General features: G+C 63.8%; 16 protein-coding genes. 10 read left to right on the forward strand and 6 right to left on the reverse strand.

What is annotated here, in order from left to right:
• Window positions 1–3: 3 nt before the first annotated feature.
• The 3 genes from Q5H89_RS22305 to Q5H89_RS22315 form a co-directional block, all read right to left on the reverse strand.
• Window positions 4–933, reverse strand: coding sequence for a class I SAM-dependent methyltransferase (locus tag Q5H89_RS22305; RefSeq protein WP_305021549.1), 930 nt, complete (start codon window positions 931–933; stop codon window positions 4–6).
• 19 nt (window positions 934–952) lie between these two features.
• A complete protein-coding gene (locus Q5H89_RS22310) occupies window positions 953–1213 on the reverse strand; it encodes a hypothetical protein (protein ID WP_305021550.1) in 261 nt (86 codons plus the stop codon).
• A 78-nt stretch (window positions 1214–1291) separates the two neighbouring features.
• Window positions 1292–1915: a helix-turn-helix transcriptional regulator gene (locus tag Q5H89_RS22315; protein WP_305021551.1), complete on the reverse strand. Its 624-nt coding sequence runs from the start codon at window positions 1913–1915 to the stop codon at window positions 1292–1294.
• 330 nt (window positions 1916–2245) lie between these two features.
• Here Q5H89_RS22315 and Q5H89_RS22320 point away from each other — a divergent pair, with 330 nt between their 5' ends.
• The 4 genes from Q5H89_RS22320 (at window position 2246) to Q5H89_RS22335 (ending at window position 6947) form a co-directional block, all read left to right on the forward strand.
• Complete coding sequence (locus Q5H89_RS22320; protein ID WP_305021552.1) at window positions 2246–4000, forward strand: glycoside hydrolase family 10 protein; 1755 nt, start codon at window positions 2246–2248, stop codon at window positions 3998–4000.
• Window positions 4001–4134: 134 nt separating this feature from the next.
• Window positions 4135–5274 carry an acyltransferase family protein gene (locus Q5H89_RS22325; RefSeq protein ID WP_305021553.1) on the forward strand — a complete coding sequence of 380 codons (1140 nt, stop codon included), beginning with the start codon at window positions 4135–4137 and terminating at the stop codon, window positions 5272–5274.
• Between the two features lie 147 nt (window positions 5275–5421).
• Entirely contained in the window at window positions 5422–6222 is an 801-nt protein-coding gene (proC, locus tag Q5H89_RS22330) for a pyrroline-5-carboxylate reductase (RefSeq protein ID WP_305021554.1), read from the forward strand.
• A gap of 80 nt (window positions 6223–6302) precedes the next feature.
• On the forward strand, window positions 6303–6947 hold the full coding sequence (locus Q5H89_RS22335; RefSeq protein WP_305021555.1) for an NAD-dependent epimerase/dehydratase family protein: 645 nt from the start codon (window positions 6303–6305) through the stop codon (window positions 6945–6947).
• 184 nt (window positions 6948–7131) lie between these two features.
• Here Q5H89_RS22335 and Q5H89_RS22340 read toward each other — a convergent pair whose 3' ends face one another.
• Together Q5H89_RS22340 and Q5H89_RS22345 are read right to left on the reverse strand one after the other, a co-directional pair.
• Window positions 7132–7422 carry a hypothetical protein gene (locus tag Q5H89_RS22340; RefSeq protein ID WP_305021556.1) on the reverse strand — a complete coding sequence of 97 codons (291 nt, stop codon included), beginning with the start codon at window positions 7420–7422 and terminating at the stop codon, window positions 7132–7134.
• A gap of 87 nt (window positions 7423–7509) precedes the next feature.
• Window positions 7510–7776 (reverse strand): hypothetical protein, encoded by a 267-nt coding sequence (locus Q5H89_RS22345; RefSeq protein ID WP_305021557.1) that lies wholly within the window; start codon window positions 7774–7776, stop codon window positions 7510–7512.
• A gap of 308 nt (window positions 7777–8084) precedes the next feature.
• Here Q5H89_RS22345 and Q5H89_RS22350 point away from each other — a divergent pair, with 308 nt between their 5' ends.
• Window positions 8085–8354, forward strand: a complete 270-nt coding sequence (locus tag Q5H89_RS22350; RefSeq protein ID WP_305021558.1) for a hypothetical protein — start codon at window positions 8085–8087, stop codon at window positions 8352–8354.
• 68 nt (window positions 8355–8422) lie between these two features.
• On the opposite strand, the gene Q5H89_RS22355 is transcribed toward Q5H89_RS22350, so the two are convergent.
• Entirely contained in the window at window positions 8423–9835 is a 1413-nt protein-coding gene (locus Q5H89_RS22355; protein WP_305021559.1) for an FAD/NAD(P)-binding protein, read from the reverse strand.
• Window positions 9836–9926: 91 nt separating this feature from the next.
• Here Q5H89_RS22355 and tsaB point away from each other — a divergent pair, with 91 nt between their 5' ends.
• The 5 genes from tsaB (at window position 9927) to Q5H89_RS22380 (ending at window position 15382) form a co-directional block, all read left to right on the forward strand.
• Window positions 9927–10625 (forward strand): tRNA (adenosine(37)-N6)-threonylcarbamoyltransferase complex dimerization subunit type 1 TsaB, encoded by a 699-nt coding sequence (gene tsaB / locus Q5H89_RS22360; RefSeq protein WP_305021560.1) that lies wholly within the window; start codon window positions 9927–9929, stop codon window positions 10623–10625.
• Between the two features lie 11 nt (window positions 10626–10636).
• Window positions 10637–11167 (forward strand): DUF2480 family protein, encoded by a 531-nt coding sequence (locus Q5H89_RS22365; RefSeq protein ID WP_305021561.1) that lies wholly within the window; start codon window positions 10637–10639, stop codon window positions 11165–11167.
• 88 nt (window positions 11168–11255) lie between these two features.
• Window positions 11256–12635, forward strand: a complete 1380-nt coding sequence (locus Q5H89_RS22370) for an APC family permease (protein WP_305021562.1) — start codon at window positions 11256–11258, stop codon at window positions 12633–12635.
• 88 nt (window positions 12636–12723) lie between these two features.
• Window positions 12724–13986 carry a hypothetical protein gene (locus tag Q5H89_RS22375; protein WP_305021563.1) on the forward strand — a complete coding sequence of 421 codons (1263 nt, stop codon included), beginning with the start codon at window positions 12724–12726 and terminating at the stop codon, window positions 13984–13986.
• A gap of 127 nt (window positions 13987–14113) precedes the next feature.
• A complete protein-coding gene (locus tag Q5H89_RS22380; protein WP_305021564.1) occupies window positions 14114–15382 on the forward strand; it encodes a serine hydrolase in 1269 nt (422 codons plus the stop codon).
• The last annotated feature ends 881 nt before the right edge of the window (window positions 15383–16263 follow it).

Consider the following 16263-nt stretch of genomic DNA (forward strand, 5'->3'; position numbering starts at 1 on the left):
AGGCTAAGAAGGCTGAAGCTGCTGCACGGCCGGCGCGCTTGCCTCGTGGGCCGCCAGCTGGGCATAAAACGTGGTGAAATCCTGCGCCTGCACGCTGTGCACAAGCACTTCGCCGGCCGGCTGGGGCAGGGCCAACTCGACCACCGCGCTGGGGTGGTAGCCCAGCAGCAGCGTGTGCGCCGGCCCTAGCGCCCGCCCATTGCTGGCCAGGCTGATGGTGGCCACGCTGGGCGGTACCGGCCGGGCTAGCTGCGTAGTATCGACGATGATATCGAGCAGCAGCGTTTGGCCCACGGCCACCACGGGCTGGCCCAGGTGCACCGCTACGCAGCCGCGCAGTGCCTCGGGTACCTGCATGTGCACGCTCAGCTTGCCGGGCGCAAAAAAAGTGGCCGCCCGGCTCAGCAGGGCGTAGCCGGGCGCCGGGGCCAGCGCCACCGAAGCAGCCGCATCCCAGCGCATTTGCGTGCTGCACTGCGGAAACTCGTATTCATAGGCCGGCAGCGAGCCGTGCGGGTGCGCCTGCGTGATGGGCAGCGGGTAGCACGGGTACAGTGCGCTGAGCAGCGTGCCTTGGTAGCGGCGCACGGCCAGGTGCACGGCCAGCGCCTGGTGCAGCGCCCCGCCCACGTAGGCAAAAACGAAATCGGCCGCCGGCACCACATCCAGCACGTAGCGCAGGTCGGCTTCGTGCACCGTGGCGTTGGGCAGGCCAGCTGTGGCAATGGTGGCGCGCAGCCCGGCGCTGAGCGTGGGCGACAGCTCCAGGCCGTGGCACTGCACGGCGGGGCAGGCGCGGGCCGTGGCCAGCAGCAGCTCGCCGCTGCCGCAGCCGGCATCCACAAAAAACTGTCGCCCCGTTTGCCGCAGCCGGGTGGCGAGCAGCGCGGCCACGTCATCGGGCGTGGGCAAATTGGGCGACAGTTGCGTCATGGCGCGGGCCAGGCTCCAGCTAATGTTGACCGCCGATATTCTGCTTGCCCAATCTTTCGAGCTGGCTCATATCGGCCGGCTTGCCCTTGGTTACCACCACGTAGCCCGACCAGGCCACCACCGAGTCCATCACGTCGCCGCCGTGGCCTTTGTTGATGGTCCCGACGCCCTGGGCGGCCTTCAGCAAGTCGCCCACCGAGGTGTTCAGGTTGATAACTTTATTGTCGTGCAACTCCTGCGCGAGCTTCCGCACATCGGTAATCCCTTCTGAGTTTGGCATGGTGGTAAAGGGGTAAAGGTGAGCCACAAAGCACGCCAATAGCCCTGGCCTCAGGCATCAGTAGCAACACTGAAATTCTCAGCACACCCAGCCTTCGCGCACGGCCCGCACCGCCAGCCCCACCGAGGTGTGCGTGCCGGCCTTGTGCAGCAGCGTGCGGCGGTGGCTTTCCACGGTGCGCACGCTCACGCACAGCCGGTTGGCAATCTCCTGGTTGCAGCAGTCGGCCACCACCAGGTGCAGCACCTCCAGCTCGCGCGCGCTGAATGTGCTGCCAGCCGCCGTAGCCAGCGGCGCCGGCTCGGGGCTGGCCTCCACCACCGGGTCGAGCCAGGGCGCCACGGCTTGCACCAGCTCGGGCAGCGGCACGTGGTGCGGCAGCAGCAGCCGGGTATTGGGCCAGGGCAAGGGCGCCGCCGCCAATTGCTTCGAGCGCAAATTATTCAGCAGCAGCACCATGCGTTGGCTGGGCCGCCGCCGGTGCAGCTGCGCCAGCAGCGCGGGCAGCGCCCGCCCCGGCAGCGCCTCATCCAGCACCAGCAGGTCGAAGGGCCGGCGCGCCACCTGCTCGGCCACCTGGCTCGCGGCCGCCGTAACGGTAAACAGCAGCCGGGGCCACCGCTCGCGCAGCAGCGTGACCAGGCCGTGCCGGAGCAGCGTGGGCCGGCTAGCCACCAAAATGGTGGCAACGGGGTGTTTCATAGCGGGTAAGAATAGGGTGAGAGAACAGGGGGCCGCCGCCCGGCTGCCGGGTTTTTTCTACACCGTTCAGCTACCGGGGTGGCGGGTAAATGTAGGATTTCTTAGTATTTTAAATCCTAATAAGTTGCTGAATACTAGCCAAACGCCAGGCCACTGCCAGCTTAGCGTATCGGAATGAACACTTGATGAGCCCGGGCTGGCCGCAGCCCCGGCACCCCGGGCCCGGCTGCGCGCAAACCCCGGCCCTGACCGTACTTTGTGCCCGTGTTGAGTCTTTGGTTTTCCTGCCCCCGCCGCGTTTTCTGTTATCTCCTTTGCCTGCTGCCGCTTGTGTTGCGCGCGCAGGTGCCACCTTCGCTAGGGGCTATTGCCGGCGAGGAAGACCTGCGCCCCGCCCCCCCCAAGCGCGAGCTGCGCGGCTTTTGGGTGGCCACGGTGGCCAATATCGACTGGCCCAACCAGCGCGGCGAGGCACCCGAGCACTACCGCCGCGAGTACCGCCGCCTGCTCGACGCTGGCCAGCGCGCGGGCCTCAATGCCGTGTTTGTGCAAATCAGGCCCGCGTCGGACGCCTTCTACAAGTCTGATTTAGAGCCCTGGAGCAAGTACCTCACCGGCCGCCAGGGCAAGGCCCCCGGCGAGGGCGACGACCCGCTGCCCTTCCTCATCGCGGAGGCCCACCGGCGCAATATGGAGTTTCACGCCTGGTTTAACCCCTACCGGGCCACCATGGACACTGTGACGCGCGCGCTAGCCCCGCTGCACCCCTACAAGCGCCACCCCGACTGGTTTATCAAGTACGCCAGCCAGTACCTCTATAACCCCGGCCTGCCCGATGTGCGCAACCACATCAAGCGCGTAATTATGGACGTGGTGCGGCGCTACGATATTGATGGCGTGCACTTTGATGATTACTTTTATCCCTACCCCGAGCCGGGCCAGGTATTTCACGACGAGCAGGCGTTCCAAAACCAAAACCCTGATAACCTGGCCCTGGCCGACTGGCGCCGCCAGAACGTGAATAGCCTCATTCATGACCTGCACGACAGTATTCAGTCGGCCAAGCGCTGGGTGAAATTTGGCATCTCGCCCTTCGGCGTGTGGATGAACAAGAGCGCTGACCCCAACGGCTCGGACACCCGCGCCGGCCAGCCCAGCTACTCCAACCTCTACGCCGACTCGCGCCTCTGGCTAAAGGAGGGCTGGGTCGATTACATTCTGCCGCAGCTGTACTGGAGCACCAAATTCCGGCTCGTGCCCTACGCTACGCTGCTGGAGTGGTGGACGCGCAACCACTTCGACCGCCACCTCTACATTGGCCACGGCACCTACCGCATGCTCGAAAGCACGCGCTCGGACACGGCCTGGCGCAACCCGCACGAGCTGCCCCGCCAGCTGCGCCTCAACCGCGACTACCCCGCTGATGTGCAGGGTAGCGTGTTTTTTTCGGCTAAATCGGTGGCTACCAACCCGCTGCACACCACCGACTCGCTGCGCCAGGACCTCTACCGTGCCCCGGCCCTGGTGCCCGTGATGCCCTGGCTCGATAGCCTGGCCCCGCGCCCGGTGCGCACCCTGGCCCTCACCCGCCGGGGCCACACCGCCACCCTCACCTGGCAGCCCGACCTGGTGCCCGCCGCCGACGGCGACCTGGCCGCCTACTACGTGCTCTACCGCTTCGAGCGCGGCCAGGTGATGGGCCCCAACGACCCGCGCCGCATCCTCACCATCGTCCGGCCCGGGGGGCTAGCCCAGCCCGCCGCCTATGCCGACACGGCCGCCACGCCCGGCGTGGCCTACGCCTACTACCTCACGGCCGTCGACCGCCTGCACAACGAGAGCCTGCCCGTGCGCATCTTCACCGAAGGCAAGCTGCCCGTTGAAACCCTGGCCGCCGCGCCGCCCGCCCAGGCCCCGCCGGTAGCTGCCCGCCCGGCGCCCCGCCCGCAGCCGCCGGTGGCCGCCGCGCCGCGCCCGCAGGTGCCGCCCCGCCCGGCGCCGAGCGTCAGCGAAGCCACGAAGGTTAAAGTCAAGGAAAAGCCCCGGCGGCGCGGCTTTTTCGCCAGGCTTTTTGGGCTGAGGTAAGCTGGCCGGGAAATAGGATAAAACGCCCGTCGTGCTGAGCTTGCCGAAGCATCTTGCCCGTGCCGCTAGGGTCATTACGCCTGCGGCAGACAAAACGCTGCGGCAAGCTCAGCATGACGTTGCTTTTATAGTATATGGCAAACTCTTTATCCTCCCCGCCCACCCGCCTGGTTTCGCTCGATGTATTTCGGGGCCTCACCGTCATGCTGATGACGATAGTGAACAACCCCGGCGACTGGGGCCACATCTATCCGCCCCTGGAGCACGCCGAGTGGAACGGCTGCACGCCCACCGACCTGGTGTTCCCATTCTTCCTCTTCATCGTGGGCGTGAGCCTGGCCTACGCCCTGGCCGGCGCCCGGCGCGACCACGCGCCGCTAGCCCCGGTGCTGGGGCGGGTGGCGCGGCGGGCCGCCATTCTGTTTGGGCTAGGGGTGCTCACCTCGCTTTATCCCCACTTCGATTTCAGCACGGTGCGCATCATGGGTGTGCTGCAGCGTATTGCGCTGGTGTACTTTGGGTGCAGCCTTATCTACCTGGTAAGCAGCTGGCGCACGCAGCTACTGCTGCTGCTGGTGTTGCTGGCGGGCTACGCTGTGCTGATGCAGCTCGTGCCGGTGCCCGGCTTTGGCCCGGCCAACCTGGCGCCTACCACCAACCTCGGCGCCTGGCTCGACCGCACCGTGCTCACCGAGCCCCACCTCTGGAAAACCTCCCGCACCTGGGACCCCGAAGGCCTGCTCGGCACGCTGCCCGCGCTGGGCACCGGCCTGCTAGGCCTGCTGGCCGGCCAATGGCTGCGCTGGCCCGGCCCGGCGCGCCTGGGTAAAAGCGCCGGTCTGGCGCTGGCGGGCGGGCTAGCCGTGGCGCTGGGCCTGGTTTGGAACCACTGGTTTCCCATCAACAAGGCGCTGTGGACTAGCTCCTACGTGCTGTATGCGGGCGGGCTGGCGCTGGGCCTGCTGGCGCTGCTGTACTGGCTCTGCGATGTGCGCGGCCACCGGCGGGGGCTAGGGCCGGTGCTGGCCTTCGGGGTCAACGCCATTGCGGTGTTTTTTGGCTCGGCTATTCTCTCGCGCACGCTAGGGCTGCTACGGCTGCCAGGGCCGGCCGGGCAGCCGGTGGGCGGCAAGGAATGGCTCTATGAACGGGGAATTGCCCCTTTCTTTAGCGACCCGCGCAATGCCTCACTGGCCGGCGCGGTGGTATGTTTGCTCATCTGGCTGGTTGTGCTAAGCTGGCTGCGCCGCCGAAACTGGGTTTGGAAAGTATAAAATTCAAGATTCGTAACGTTGTTGCATTTTGTCTTGAATAGTTTTTGCATCGAAGTTGCATAAAAATAAGTTGCTTATAATCAGTAGGTAAGTTCCTGCGTATCGGCACTTACTTAATAGTAGGGCCCTAGTGGCTCGGCATCTCACATGAAAATTCTCATTATTGGCGGCGGCAATATGGGGCTTACCTACGCCCGCAGCTTTGTGCGTGCCCACGTGACCTCGCGCCTCGACCTGCGCCTGCTGGCGCGCTCGGCCGAGCGGGTGCCGGCACTGGCCGCCCACGAAATCGGCACTGTGTGGGCTAGCCCCGAAGACTGCGTGCCGGGCGCCGACATCATCATTCTGGCCGTGAAGCCGCAGGACTCGGGCGTGCTGTTTGAGCGGCTGCACGGGCTGGTGCAGCCGCAGCAAGTCGTGCTCAGCATCATGGCCGGCGTGCGCATTGCCACCCTGCGCGAGGCGCTGGGTACGCCCAAAATTATTCGGGCCATGCCCAACCTGCCGGCCCAGATTGGCATGGGCATGACGGCCTTCACGAGCACCGACGAAGTGACCCGCGCCGAGCTGGTGCAGGTGCAAAACCTGCTCTCAACCACCGGCAAAACCGTGTATGTAGAGCAGGAAAGCGCCATCGACGCCAGCACGGCCATCTCGGGCAGCGGCCCGGCCTACGTGTACTACTGCATGGAGGCCCTGATGGCCGCCGCCGCCCAAATGGGCTTCGCCCCCGCCGAGGCCGAGCTGCTGGTGAGCCAGACGTTTCGGGGTGCCGTGGAGCTGTACAGTCAGGCTGGCCTCAGCTGCCAAGACTGGATAGCCCGCGTGGCCTCCAAGGGCGGCACTACCGAGGCCGCCATGCAGGCCTTCGGGGGCGGGGCCGTGCGCGAGGGCCTGATGGCCGGCGCCGAGGCCGCCCGCGCCCGCGCCGAAGAGCTGGGAAAATAAGCTGGTTTAAACGCGCGCCCGGCCCTTGCGTAAGCGCAGGCGGGGCTGGGCGGCTGGTCGCCGGCCCGTTAACTTCTGGTATGAAAAAAACTGCTTTACTCGCTGGCGCTACCGGGCTTGTTGGTAGCGCTTTATTACCCTTACTGTTAGCCTCTGACCGCTACGCCAAAGTGATAGTAGTGGGCCGCCACCCAGTAGCTGCGCAGCACCCCAAACTAGTGCAGGTAGTTACGGACCTCGACCACCTGGAGCATGAGCGGCTGCGCCTCATTGCCGACGATGTGTACTGCTGCCTAGGCACCACCATTCGGCAGGCCGGCTCGCAGGAGGCCTTCTACAAAGTTGATTTTCTGTACGTAGTGCGGCTAGCGGCCCTCACGGCGGCCAATTTTGCGGCGCAATTCCTAGTGGTGTCTGCGCTGGGGGCCGACCTCGACTCGCGCTTTTACTATAGCCGCGTGAAGGGTGAAATGGAGGAAGCCGTGCGCCAAACGCCCTTCCGGGCCATTCACGTTTTTCGGCCCTCGCTGCTGCTGGGCGAGCGCCCGTCCCCGCGCCTGGGCGAGCGTGTTGGCGCACTGATGCTAGCCTTGGCGCGCCCGCTGCTACGGGGCAGCTGGCGTAAGTACCGCCCCGTAGCCGCCAGTACCGTGGCCCGGGCCATGCTGCGCGCCGCCGAAGACGATGGCGGCGGCGTGCGCGTACACAGCTCCGAAACGTTGTAAAGCTACGGTTTCCCTGCTTTCGCTTAGAAGCTATGGGCTGGCACTGCCCAGAGCTGGCAGCGCTAAGCTGGCGGTGCTCACGCAGGCATTTTACTTACGATTACCACTACAAGAAAGCCCCGGTCGCCAGGTTGGCGCCGGGGCTTTCGGCAATACTCAAAACCAGGCTAGCTGGTCCAAGGCTCTACCAGCGGCGTCCATAGCCCCGCCCGTAGCCGCCCCGGCCGTAGTAGGGGCGCGGAGCGTAATAAACAGGGCGCGGTGCATAGTACACCGGCCGGGGAGCATAATAAACCGGCGCCGGCGCATAGTACACGGGGGGCGGCGGGGCCACTACTACCGGCGCCACGGGCGGATAATAGCCGCGCCCATAGTAAGGCCGGCCCACCTGGGCACTGATAACAACCTGGGCCGAAGCCGTGCCCGCGCCAAGCAGCGCAAACACCAACGCAAAAAACAAAGGACGAAGACGCATGGTAGGCCGTGCCGAAGCACGTGGAAAAGGGTAGGAAGTGAAAACGTAAAAGCTGCGGATAAAGTATGCCGGCTACACTAGGGTAGCCTAGCGGCCCCGGCCGTGCCAGCCGCCGCCGCCATAGCCGCCCCGGCCGTGCCAGCCCCCGCCACCGTGCCAGCCGCCGCCGTAGGGGCGGGCCGGCGCGATAATCACCGGGCGCGGCGCGTAGTAGCGCGGGCCGTAGTACGAAGGGCCATAGTAAGGATAAGGAGCGCCAATGCTAGCCCCGGCATACACGCCCGGGGCGCAGCTACTGAGGCCCAGGCCTAAGCCCAGAATCAGAAGCAAGGAAAAAAACAGATTGCGACGCATGACAGAACGAGGTCGAAACCTCGGATTAAGTTGTGAAAAACAACGCTACTTTGATAACACTACTACGCGCAGGTTTAATTTCCGGATGCTGGTTTTAGTAAGGGCCTGTGCGGTGGCCGGCGCGATTGCCGGCGGCTAGGATAGTACCAAAACCTTGCCAAAAAACCCCCGCCCCGGAGCCGCCGCAAAGAGTATGTTAAGTGTAATAAAAGCTGCTGATTATCAGTGTTTTTAAAATAATTAGTCGGTGAATTTATCCCGCAGGCTGGGTGTTAATCAAGCAGACCCCAATTAGCTTTATCGTACCCATGAAAAACCCTGCTGATTACCTGGCCCGCCACGTTTTTGAGGCCCGCCGGCCCCGCCGCGAATTGCAGCCCGTGGTAGCTTACGCCGACGCTGTGCAAGCCCTCACGCAGGCCCTGGCCGACGCCGAAAAATATAAGTACCTGCTCATGCGCGCCCTGCGCCGCCACGCCGATGAGCTGGCCGCTGCCCAGCCCACGGCGCCCACGACCCAGACCCCCGAAACGCCCGTGCTGCCCATGTACCCGGCGGGCCTGCCACTGGCCGCCTAGCGGCGTTTGAAAGCAAAAAACCAAGTGAAAAGCGCCCCCTGGCTTTGGCTGGCGGGGCGCTTTCTTGGTTAGAAATTGCGCCGATAGCGCTGGGCCAGCACTACGGCCAGGGCAGCGGCCTGCTGGCGCAGCTCCGGCACGGCTGTCGACTCGAAGTAGGCCGGCCGGCGGCTGGCGCCCAGCGTGAACAAGCCCCCCGCGCTGGGCCGGCCGTCGGCCCCTAGCAGTGCCCCGCTGGCATCGGTAGTGATGCCCAGGCGCAGGGCATCGGGGGTGAGGCAGCCGCTGGCGCGGAGCTGCTGCACCAGCGGCACTGCCAGGCGGCTGTAGTCGAGTAGCGGGCCGGTGCAGCACACTACGTGCGGCGCGGCCAGCCATTTAGTGGCCTGCCCGGGCTGGGCCACGCCCACGCGCAGGCCGCTAGCAGCGGGCTCAATTTCTACCACGCGCCCGGGCTGCGTGCGCAGTTGGCCGCTAGCCTGCATTTCGGCCAGCAAGGCAGCGGCGCTGGGCGCCATGCGGTGCCGGGCCCGCGACCAGCGCCCCGCCAGGTGCCGCAAAAACCGCCGCTGCTCGGCCAGTGGCCAGGCGGCCCAGATGCGGCCCAGGTCGGGCCGCAGGGCATCGAGCACGGGGCGCCAGTCGAGGCCCTGTGCGGCGGCTAGGACCAAGTGTTGGCGCAGGTGGCCCAGCACGCCGGCCACGGTGGTTTCGGCCGCTAGCTCAGGGTAAAAGTTGGGGTAGGCGGGGAGGCTGGCGGGGCCGTGCACCGTGGGCCAGCCGCCCCGGCGGGCCACCACCTGCACCGGCGCGCGGTGGCCCTGGGCGCGCAGGGCCAGCAGCATATCCACGGTGGTGAGGCCAGCGCCAATGAGCAGCACCTCTTCGTCGGCCCCAATGCGCGCTAGCGTGCCGGGCGCCCAGGGGTCGGCGTGGTAGCCGGGGTGCAGCAGGTAGCGCTGGTCGGTGCCGGGGGCAGTGGGCGGGGCGGGCGGAAAATTGCCCAAAGCCAGCACGGTGGCGTGGCTGGGCAGGGTGCGGCCATCGGCAAGCTGCACGCTGCGGCGGCCGTCGGGCAGGAGAGGGGCGGCTACGGCCGTGGTGGCGTAGTGGCGCAGGCGCACGCCATTGGCGGCGGGCGCGGCTAGGGCCGTGGCCAGTTCCTGGGCCAGGTAGCGGCCGTAGGTGGCGCGGGGGGCAAACTCGGGCAGGCCGCCGGCGGCCTCGGGCTGCCGGGCCAGCCACTCGGCAAAATGCGCGGGCTGGTCGGCCCACACGCTCAGGCTGCGGGGGCGCACGTTGAGCAGCAATTCGGGCCAGGGCACCGAGTAGGCCAGGCCGGGGCCGGGCGCCGGGCGGGGCTCCACCAGGGCCACTTCCAGCGGCAGCGGGCCCGGCTGCCGCGTGAGGTGCAGCGCCAGCGCCGTGCCGGCAAAGCCCCCGCCAATAATTGTGATGCTGACAGAAGCGGCCGGGCGCATAAAGGGTGGGGTTAGACTCGCTAAAACGGACAAACGCGCGGCAAGTTGGTTTGCAAATACCTGCCAATGGGCCGGAACTTGCCGGCTGCTTATGTCCATGCTCCTGCTTTCGCTCGAAACCTCGTCGCCCATCTGCGCCGTGGCCCTGCACCACCTCGCCGATGGCCGCCTGCTCGGCCAGGCCGAACTGCGCCTCGAAAAGTCGCATTCTACCCACCTCACCGTGCTCATCGAGCAGCTTATCAGCAATACTGGCCATGCCTTCGCCGACCTCGGGGCGGTGGCCGTGAGCGACGGCCCGGGCTCCTACACCGGCCTGCGCATTGGGGCCGCCGCCGCCAAAGGGCTGTGCTTTGCCCTCGATGTGCCGCTGCTGGCGGTGGGCACGCTGCCCGCGCTAGCCCACCAAGTGGCCGCGCGCACCCCGCGCGCCGTGCAGTATGTGTATTGCCCCATGCTCGATGCCCGGCGCCAGGAAGTGTACACGGCGCTCTACCGCGCCGATGGCACGCCGGTGCTGGCGCCCACCAACCTCATTCTGGACCCTGACGCGCTGGCCGAACATTTAGCCCAGGCGCCGTTGTTATGCTTTGGTTCGGGTGCGGCTAAGTTTGAGGCTATGCTAGGGGAGGAGGCAAATGTTGTTTTCCTGGCCGGTGTGCAGCCTTCGGCCGTGGCCGTGGGCGAGCTGGCCTACGCCGCCTACCAGCGCCAGGAGTTTCAGGATGTGGCTTACTACGAGCCATTTTACTTAAAAGAAGTATACACTACCACGCCGAAAGGCCAGTAATACCGAGCCTTATGGAACCGCTTTTCGTCAACCGCGTGGCCGCTAGCGGCCTGGTTACCCTCAACCTGGAAGACTACATTCACCCCGGTGACCGGGTGGTGTACGACATCAAAGACAACCTCTTCCACGGCCTCATGCTGCGCGAGAAGGACTTCCGCGAGTTTGTGAAAACCCACGACTGGGCGCAGTACGACGGCCAGAACGTGGCCATTATCTGCTCGGCCGATGCCATTGTGCCCACCTGGGCCTACATGCTGCTCGCCAGCAAGCTGCAGGGGCACGCCCACCGCTACGTTTTTGGCAACCTGGAAGCGCTCGAACAGTCGCTCTTCGAAGAAGCCATCGCGGACATCGATTCTGAAGAATACCGCGACGCCAAGCTGGTAATCAAAGGCTGCGGCGATAAGCCGGTGCCCACTTTTGCTTACGTAGCCATTATGCAGCGCCTGCTGCCGGTAGCCGCCAGCATCATGTACGGCGAGCCGTGCAGCACCGTGCCGCTCTATAAAAAGCCCAAAGCCGCCGCCCCCGCGGAGGCATAAGCAGCCCTGGCTTTCGGCAAAGCCCTGCCAACCAGTAGCATACCTGGCTGGCAGGGCTTTTTGCTGGCCAATACCCCGCGAGTAGCCGATGCGCCCGACCTTTGCCGGCGTGCAAGCTCAACCCCACCGAATAAATTTTCGCACCGGCGCCGCCATTGTTATTGCCAACATGGTCGGCACCGGAGTCTTCACTAGCCTCGGCTTTCAGATTATGGGTATCCAGAGCGGCTTTGCGCTGCTCATGCTCTGGGCCGTGGGCGGGCTCATTGCCCTGTGCGGGGCCGTGTGCTACGGCGAGCTGGCGGCCGCCATGCCCCGCTCGGGCGGCGAGTACCACTACCTGAGCCAGATTTACCACCCCGCGCTGGGCTTTTTGTCGGGCTGGGTGTCGGCCACCGTGGGCTTTGCCGCGCCCACGGCCTTAGCCGCGCTGGCCCTGGCCCAGTATGCCCAAAGCGTGTGGCCGGCGCTGGCCGCGCCCCTCGGCGCGAGCACTTCCTACACCTGGGGTACGGGGCTAGCCGTGACGGTGGTGCTGGCGCTGGCGCTCGTGCACGGGCGCAGCACCCGCGCCGGCAGCCGGCTGCAAGTCATTATTACGGCCCTGAAAGTGGGCGTGCTGGTGGCTTTTATCGGGGCGGGCCTGGTACTGGGCGAGAGCCAGCCCATTCACTTCGGGCCCGATGCGGCGGGCTGGCGGGCGCTGCTCAGCCCCACGTTTGCGGTGTCGCTGGTGTATGTCAGCTACGCCTACTCGGGCTGGAACGCCGCCGCCTACCTCACCGGCGAGATTGAAAACCCACGCCGCAACCTCTCGCGCATCCTGCTCACGGGCACGGCCATCGTACTTCTCTTATATGTAGGACTGAACTACGTGTTTCTGCGCGCCACGCCGCTGGGCGTGCTCAAGGGCCAGGTAGAGGTGGGCTACCTGGCGGCCAGCTGGCTGTTTGGCCCGGTAGCAGGGCGGTTTACGGGGGGCGTTATTGCGGCGCTGCTCGTCTCTACCATCAGCGCCATGGTTTTTGCTGGCCCCCGCATTGTGCAGGCTATGGGCGAAGACTTGCCCGCCCTGCGCTGGCTGGCCGGCCGCAGCCCGGCTGGCGTGCCGGTGCGCGCGCTGCTGCTGCAAGTGGCGCTCACGCTGGTGTTTATTCTAAAGCCTGATTTCAAAGCCGTGCTGGTGTACGCCGGCTTCGTACTCAATCTGTTCACGTTTCTCACCGTGCTGGGCGTGTTTGTGCTGCGCTGGCGGCAGCCCGAGCTGCCGCGCCCGTACCGGGCCTGGGGCTATCCGCTCACGCCGCTGCTTTTTCTGGCCCTTAGTGGCTGGACGCTGGTCTTTATCATTCGCGACAAGCCGAGCGAGTCGCTCTACGGCCTTTATACAGTGGCGGCGGGCCTGCTGGTTTATTTTGCAACGCAAAAATTTGGCCCGGCCGCCCCACCTAAGCTGCCCTTGCGCTAGTCCTTTCTCCACGCTCTATTCTTGTTTTTCCCTGCGGCTGCGGGTCGGTTGGCACTGTCGGCCGCTGGCCCGTCTCTTTTCTAAGTCAATGCGCCTTTCTCTGCTAGCCCTGCTGCCAGCCCTTACGCTGGTGGCTGCCTGCTCCAATTCTACTTCCGAGCAGCAATCCACCACCAAGACCGAAACTATGGCCGACACGGCCAATAAAGTAGCCGGCGTGCGCCCTGATACCCCGGTGACTGCAGTCGCGCCGGCCGTGCGCCCGGCCGCCCCCGTGCACCTCGCTCCCGACACGGCCAGCGTGCAAAACGTGGCCAACTATCTCGCTGGCCTGCCTCCCCAGCCCGGCACTCCGCTAGCCGACCTGGCTGCCCAGCCCGCCTGGCAAGCCTTCGCCAAAGACCAGGACAAGAGCTGGGCCAAATACCGCACCACCCACACCGCCCCCATGGGGCAGTGGGCCGCCACCGAGCTTGATTCGGTGCGCCAGGCCACGCCCACGCTGTTTTATCCCTTCAGCGGCCCCGATTTCCTGAATGCGTTCACGCTCTTCCCGGCCAGCAAAACCTACGTGATGATAGGGCTGGAGCCCGTGGGAAGCATTCCTACGCCCGATAACCTGGCCAATCCTGTGCTGCTGGGGGCGGTAAAAAAGTCGCTCTGGTCGGTGCTGAATTTCAGCTTCTTCCGCACCAACGACATGGCCATCGACCTCAAATCGGTGAACCTCGACGGCGCCGTGCCGCTCATTATGCTGTTTGCTGCCCGCACCGGCAACCACTTGCAGGCCGTGCGCCCGGTGCAGCTCGATGCCAAAGGCCAGCTCCAGGCCGTTACCGATACTACCCAGGCCGCCCGCGCTGCCCTAGCCGCCGCCAAAACCATCCCGGGGGCCGAGCTGAAGCTGCAAGCCGCCGACGGCTCCGAGAAAACTATCTACTACTTCTCGGCCGACCTCAGCGACTGGAAGCTCGGCACCAAAGATGCGCCGCTGCGCTACGTGCGCAGCCTCGGCCCGCTTACTACCTATGTAAAGTCGGCCACCTACCTCATGCACAAGTCGTACTTCTCCAAAATTCGCAACCTAGTGCTAGCCCAGAGCCAGTACATTTTGCAAGACGATTCGGGAATCGGCATGAAATACTTCCCGAAAAGCGCCTGGCAGTTCACTTACTACGGTACGTACCGGCGCCCTATCAACCTGTTTGCCAAGCAGTATCAGCCCGAGCTGACCGCTGCCTACCACGACAGCTTGCACCCGGCCCGCCCGCTGCCCTTCGGCACCGGCTACAACTGGCGCCAAACCGACAGCAACCTGCTGCTGGCCAAACGCCGCATTCCTATTAAGTAAAAGGCAAGCAGGGCAGGATAGGGGAGCAGCCTGCAGGATAGGGGAGCAGCCTATCGAATAAAACCAAGCGCCGCCGCGCCACAAGGCCGTGATACAAACTATCACGGCCTTCCTTATTATATACAGTATGAAAACGCCCGCATTCATGAAGTCTATTCTGCTCCTGCTAGCACTCTTGCTTAGCACCCGCGCCCAGGCTCAAACTACCCAGTACCCCGATTCTCCTTTCCTCGATAGCCTTCTGCACACCAGCCCCGCCCTGGCCCGCGTCCTCAATCATCCCGCCACCTATCAGCTCCAACTCATTTACACCCAAATAAACCGCGACGCCCAAAATGTGCCGCACTTCACCCAGCACACCTACCATCTCAGCCCCCGCCAATATTTCAACCCCGCCAGCCTCGTCAAGCTGCCCGTAGCCCTGCTAGCCCTCGAAAAGCTCCATACGCTGCCCACTCCTATTAATAGGAGTACCATCATGTCTACCGGCACCGCCTGGCGCTGCCAAACGCCTGTGCCCTTTGCCGCCCCGGCCGATTCTGACCAGCTGGCTACGGTGGGCAACTACATCAAGCGGATGCTGCTAGTCAGCGATAACCTCGCCTACAATCGCCTCTACGAGTTTCTGGGTCAAAAACCCCTCAACGACCGCCTTCAGCAGCTTGGCTATCCCGGCAGCCGCATCGTCCGCCGCTTCGCCCCCTGCGACACCGCCGCCAACCGCCATACTAACCCCATCGCCTTCCACACCCTAGCGGGCGATACCATCTATAAGCAGCCCGCCCAAACCAACCCGCGCACGCCCGCGCCGCCACTAGGGCCCGTTTTTGCCGGCCGCGCCTACCAAGTCGGTCGCCTCGTCATTCATCGCCCCTACGAGTTCACCACTGCCAATAACCTCCCCCTGCTCGACATCACCGCCCTGCTTCAAACCGCTCTCTTTCCCGAGTCTGTCCCCGCCGCCCAGCGCCCCCACCTCACGCCCGCCGACCACGCCTTCCTCCGCCAATACCTCCACCTCACGCCTCACGCTAGTCACTTCACCCCCTATACCGCCCCCAGGTACTTCGACGCCTATAAAAAGTACCTCTACTACGGTCGCCGCCCCGAGGCGCAACTCCAGCCCGGCCTCCGCATTTTCAACATCGTGGGCATGTCGCACGGCTACCTGGCCGACGTCGCCTACTTCGCCGACTCCCTCCACCAGTCCGAATTCCTGCTCAGTGCCGTCCTCTACGTCAACCAAGATGGCATTATCAACGACGCCGCCTATGAATACGACACCACCGGCGAGCCCTTCCTGGCCCAGCTAGGCCAGCTTTTCTACCAATACGAAGCCCGCCGCCCCCGCCAATACTGCCCCGACCTCACCCTTTTCTTCGAAAAATACCCCTAGGTATGAATTTTTTTCAATCCCGCTTGGTTGGCTAACCGGCTGATTGCTAACGGCAGCACCTGCCCCCGGCTTTCCAGCAAAGCGGCGTATTACGAAAAAAGCCAGCCCGCTGTTACCAACGTGGCCCTTCCAGCCGTACTTTTGCACTCCCAAATCGAACGGACGCGGGCACTCCCAAACGAGCAATGAGCCACAAATTCAAAAAAACTCTTTTGGAAATTCCGACATTCTTAGCGTACCTTTGCACCCCGTTCCAGCAGCGGCTCATCGTAATAGCTGAAGAAGAGGCTGAAAAATCAAATTTTTTCGCCTCAAATTTGGAAAGTCAGAAAAAAGCACTACCTTTGCACTCCCAAATAAAATGGGGCATGTGAAACACCAGCAACAGCAGCGTAATTCACAAGCAGTTGCATACCAAATACCAGCTTAATCGAAGCCGGCAAGACAATCAAACGAAACGAGAAACCTTAAAAATTTCTACTTTTAATTTTGAAAGTCAAAAAAACTTCTTACCTTTGCACCGCGCTTCAACTGGAAGCCACCACAAACAAGGCGAAGCGAAAATATTAAAATTTTTTTCGCCCATAACTTGCAAAGTAAAAAGTTTCTCGTACCTTTGCACTCCCAATTAAAACAGGGCGCTGCAAACAGCAAAACCGGGCCGCCCACGCAGCCCACCATGTTGCCTCAAATGGAAGCAACAAACGTTCTTTGAATGACTGGAAAAGACAAATGGTAAGTATGCTTACGTAAGTAAGCAGAAACGTAACATTAAAAATTGAACTCGTCAATACGAGTCGGATTAGCACTCGACATCAGCCCATGTTCGCATGGGTGCAGGAATATTTTACAATGGAGAGTTTGATCCTGGCTCAGGATGA

This window comes from Hymenobacter cheonanensis (assembly GCF_030581075.1).
Classification (GTDB): domain Bacteria; phylum Bacteroidota; class Bacteroidia; order Cytophagales; family Hymenobacteraceae; genus Hymenobacter.

Bases quoted from the DNA above. Each gene is read 5' to 3' on its own strand.
- Q5H89_RS22305 (WP_305021549.1), bottom strand. From the start codon at position 933: ATGACGCAACTGTCGCCCAATTTGCCCACGCCCGATGACGTGGCCGCG.
- Q5H89_RS22310 (WP_305021550.1), bottom strand. From the start codon at position 1,213: ATGCCAAACTCAGAAGGGATTACCGATGTGCGGAAGCTCGCGCAGGAG.
- Q5H89_RS22315 (WP_305021551.1), bottom strand. From the start codon at position 1,915: ATGAAACACCCCGTTGCCACCATTTTGGTGGCTAGCCGGCCCACGCTG.
- Q5H89_RS22325 (WP_305021553.1), top strand. From the start codon at position 4,135: ATGGCAAACTCTTTATCCTCCCCGCCCACCCGCCTGGTTTCGCTCGAT.
- proC (WP_305021554.1), top strand. From the start codon at position 5,422: ATGAAAATTCTCATTATTGGCGGCGGCAATATGGGGCTTACCTACGCC.
- Q5H89_RS22335 (WP_305021555.1), top strand. From the start codon at position 6,303: ATGAAAAAAACTGCTTTACTCGCTGGCGCTACCGGGCTTGTTGGTAGC.
- Q5H89_RS22340 (WP_305021556.1), bottom strand. From the start codon at position 7,422: ATGCGTCTTCGTCCTTTGTTTTTTGCGTTGGTGTTTGCGCTGCTTGGC.
- Q5H89_RS22345 (WP_305021557.1), bottom strand. From the start codon at position 7,776: ATGCGTCGCAATCTGTTTTTTTCCTTGCTTCTGATTCTGGGCTTAGGC.
- Q5H89_RS22350 (WP_305021558.1), top strand. From the start codon at position 8,085: ATGAAAAACCCTGCTGATTACCTGGCCCGCCACGTTTTTGAGGCCCGC.
- Q5H89_RS22355 (WP_305021559.1), bottom strand. From the start codon at position 9,835: ATGCGCCCGGCCGCTTCTGTCAGCATCACAATTATTGGCGGGGGCTTT.
- tsaB (WP_305021560.1), top strand. From the start codon at position 9,927: ATGTCCATGCTCCTGCTTTCGCTCGAAACCTCGTCGCCCATCTGCGCC.
- Q5H89_RS22365 (WP_305021561.1), top strand. From the start codon at position 10,637: ATGGAACCGCTTTTCGTCAACCGCGTGGCCGCTAGCGGCCTGGTTACC.
- Q5H89_RS22370 (WP_305021562.1), top strand. From the start codon at position 11,256: ATGCGCCCGACCTTTGCCGGCGTGCAAGCTCAACCCCACCGAATAAAT.
- Q5H89_RS22375 (WP_305021563.1), top strand. From the start codon at position 12,724: ATGCGCCTTTCTCTGCTAGCCCTGCTGCCAGCCCTTACGCTGGTGGCT.
- Q5H89_RS22380 (WP_305021564.1), top strand. From the start codon at position 14,114: ATGAAAACGCCCGCATTCATGAAGTCTATTCTGCTCCTGCTAGCACTC.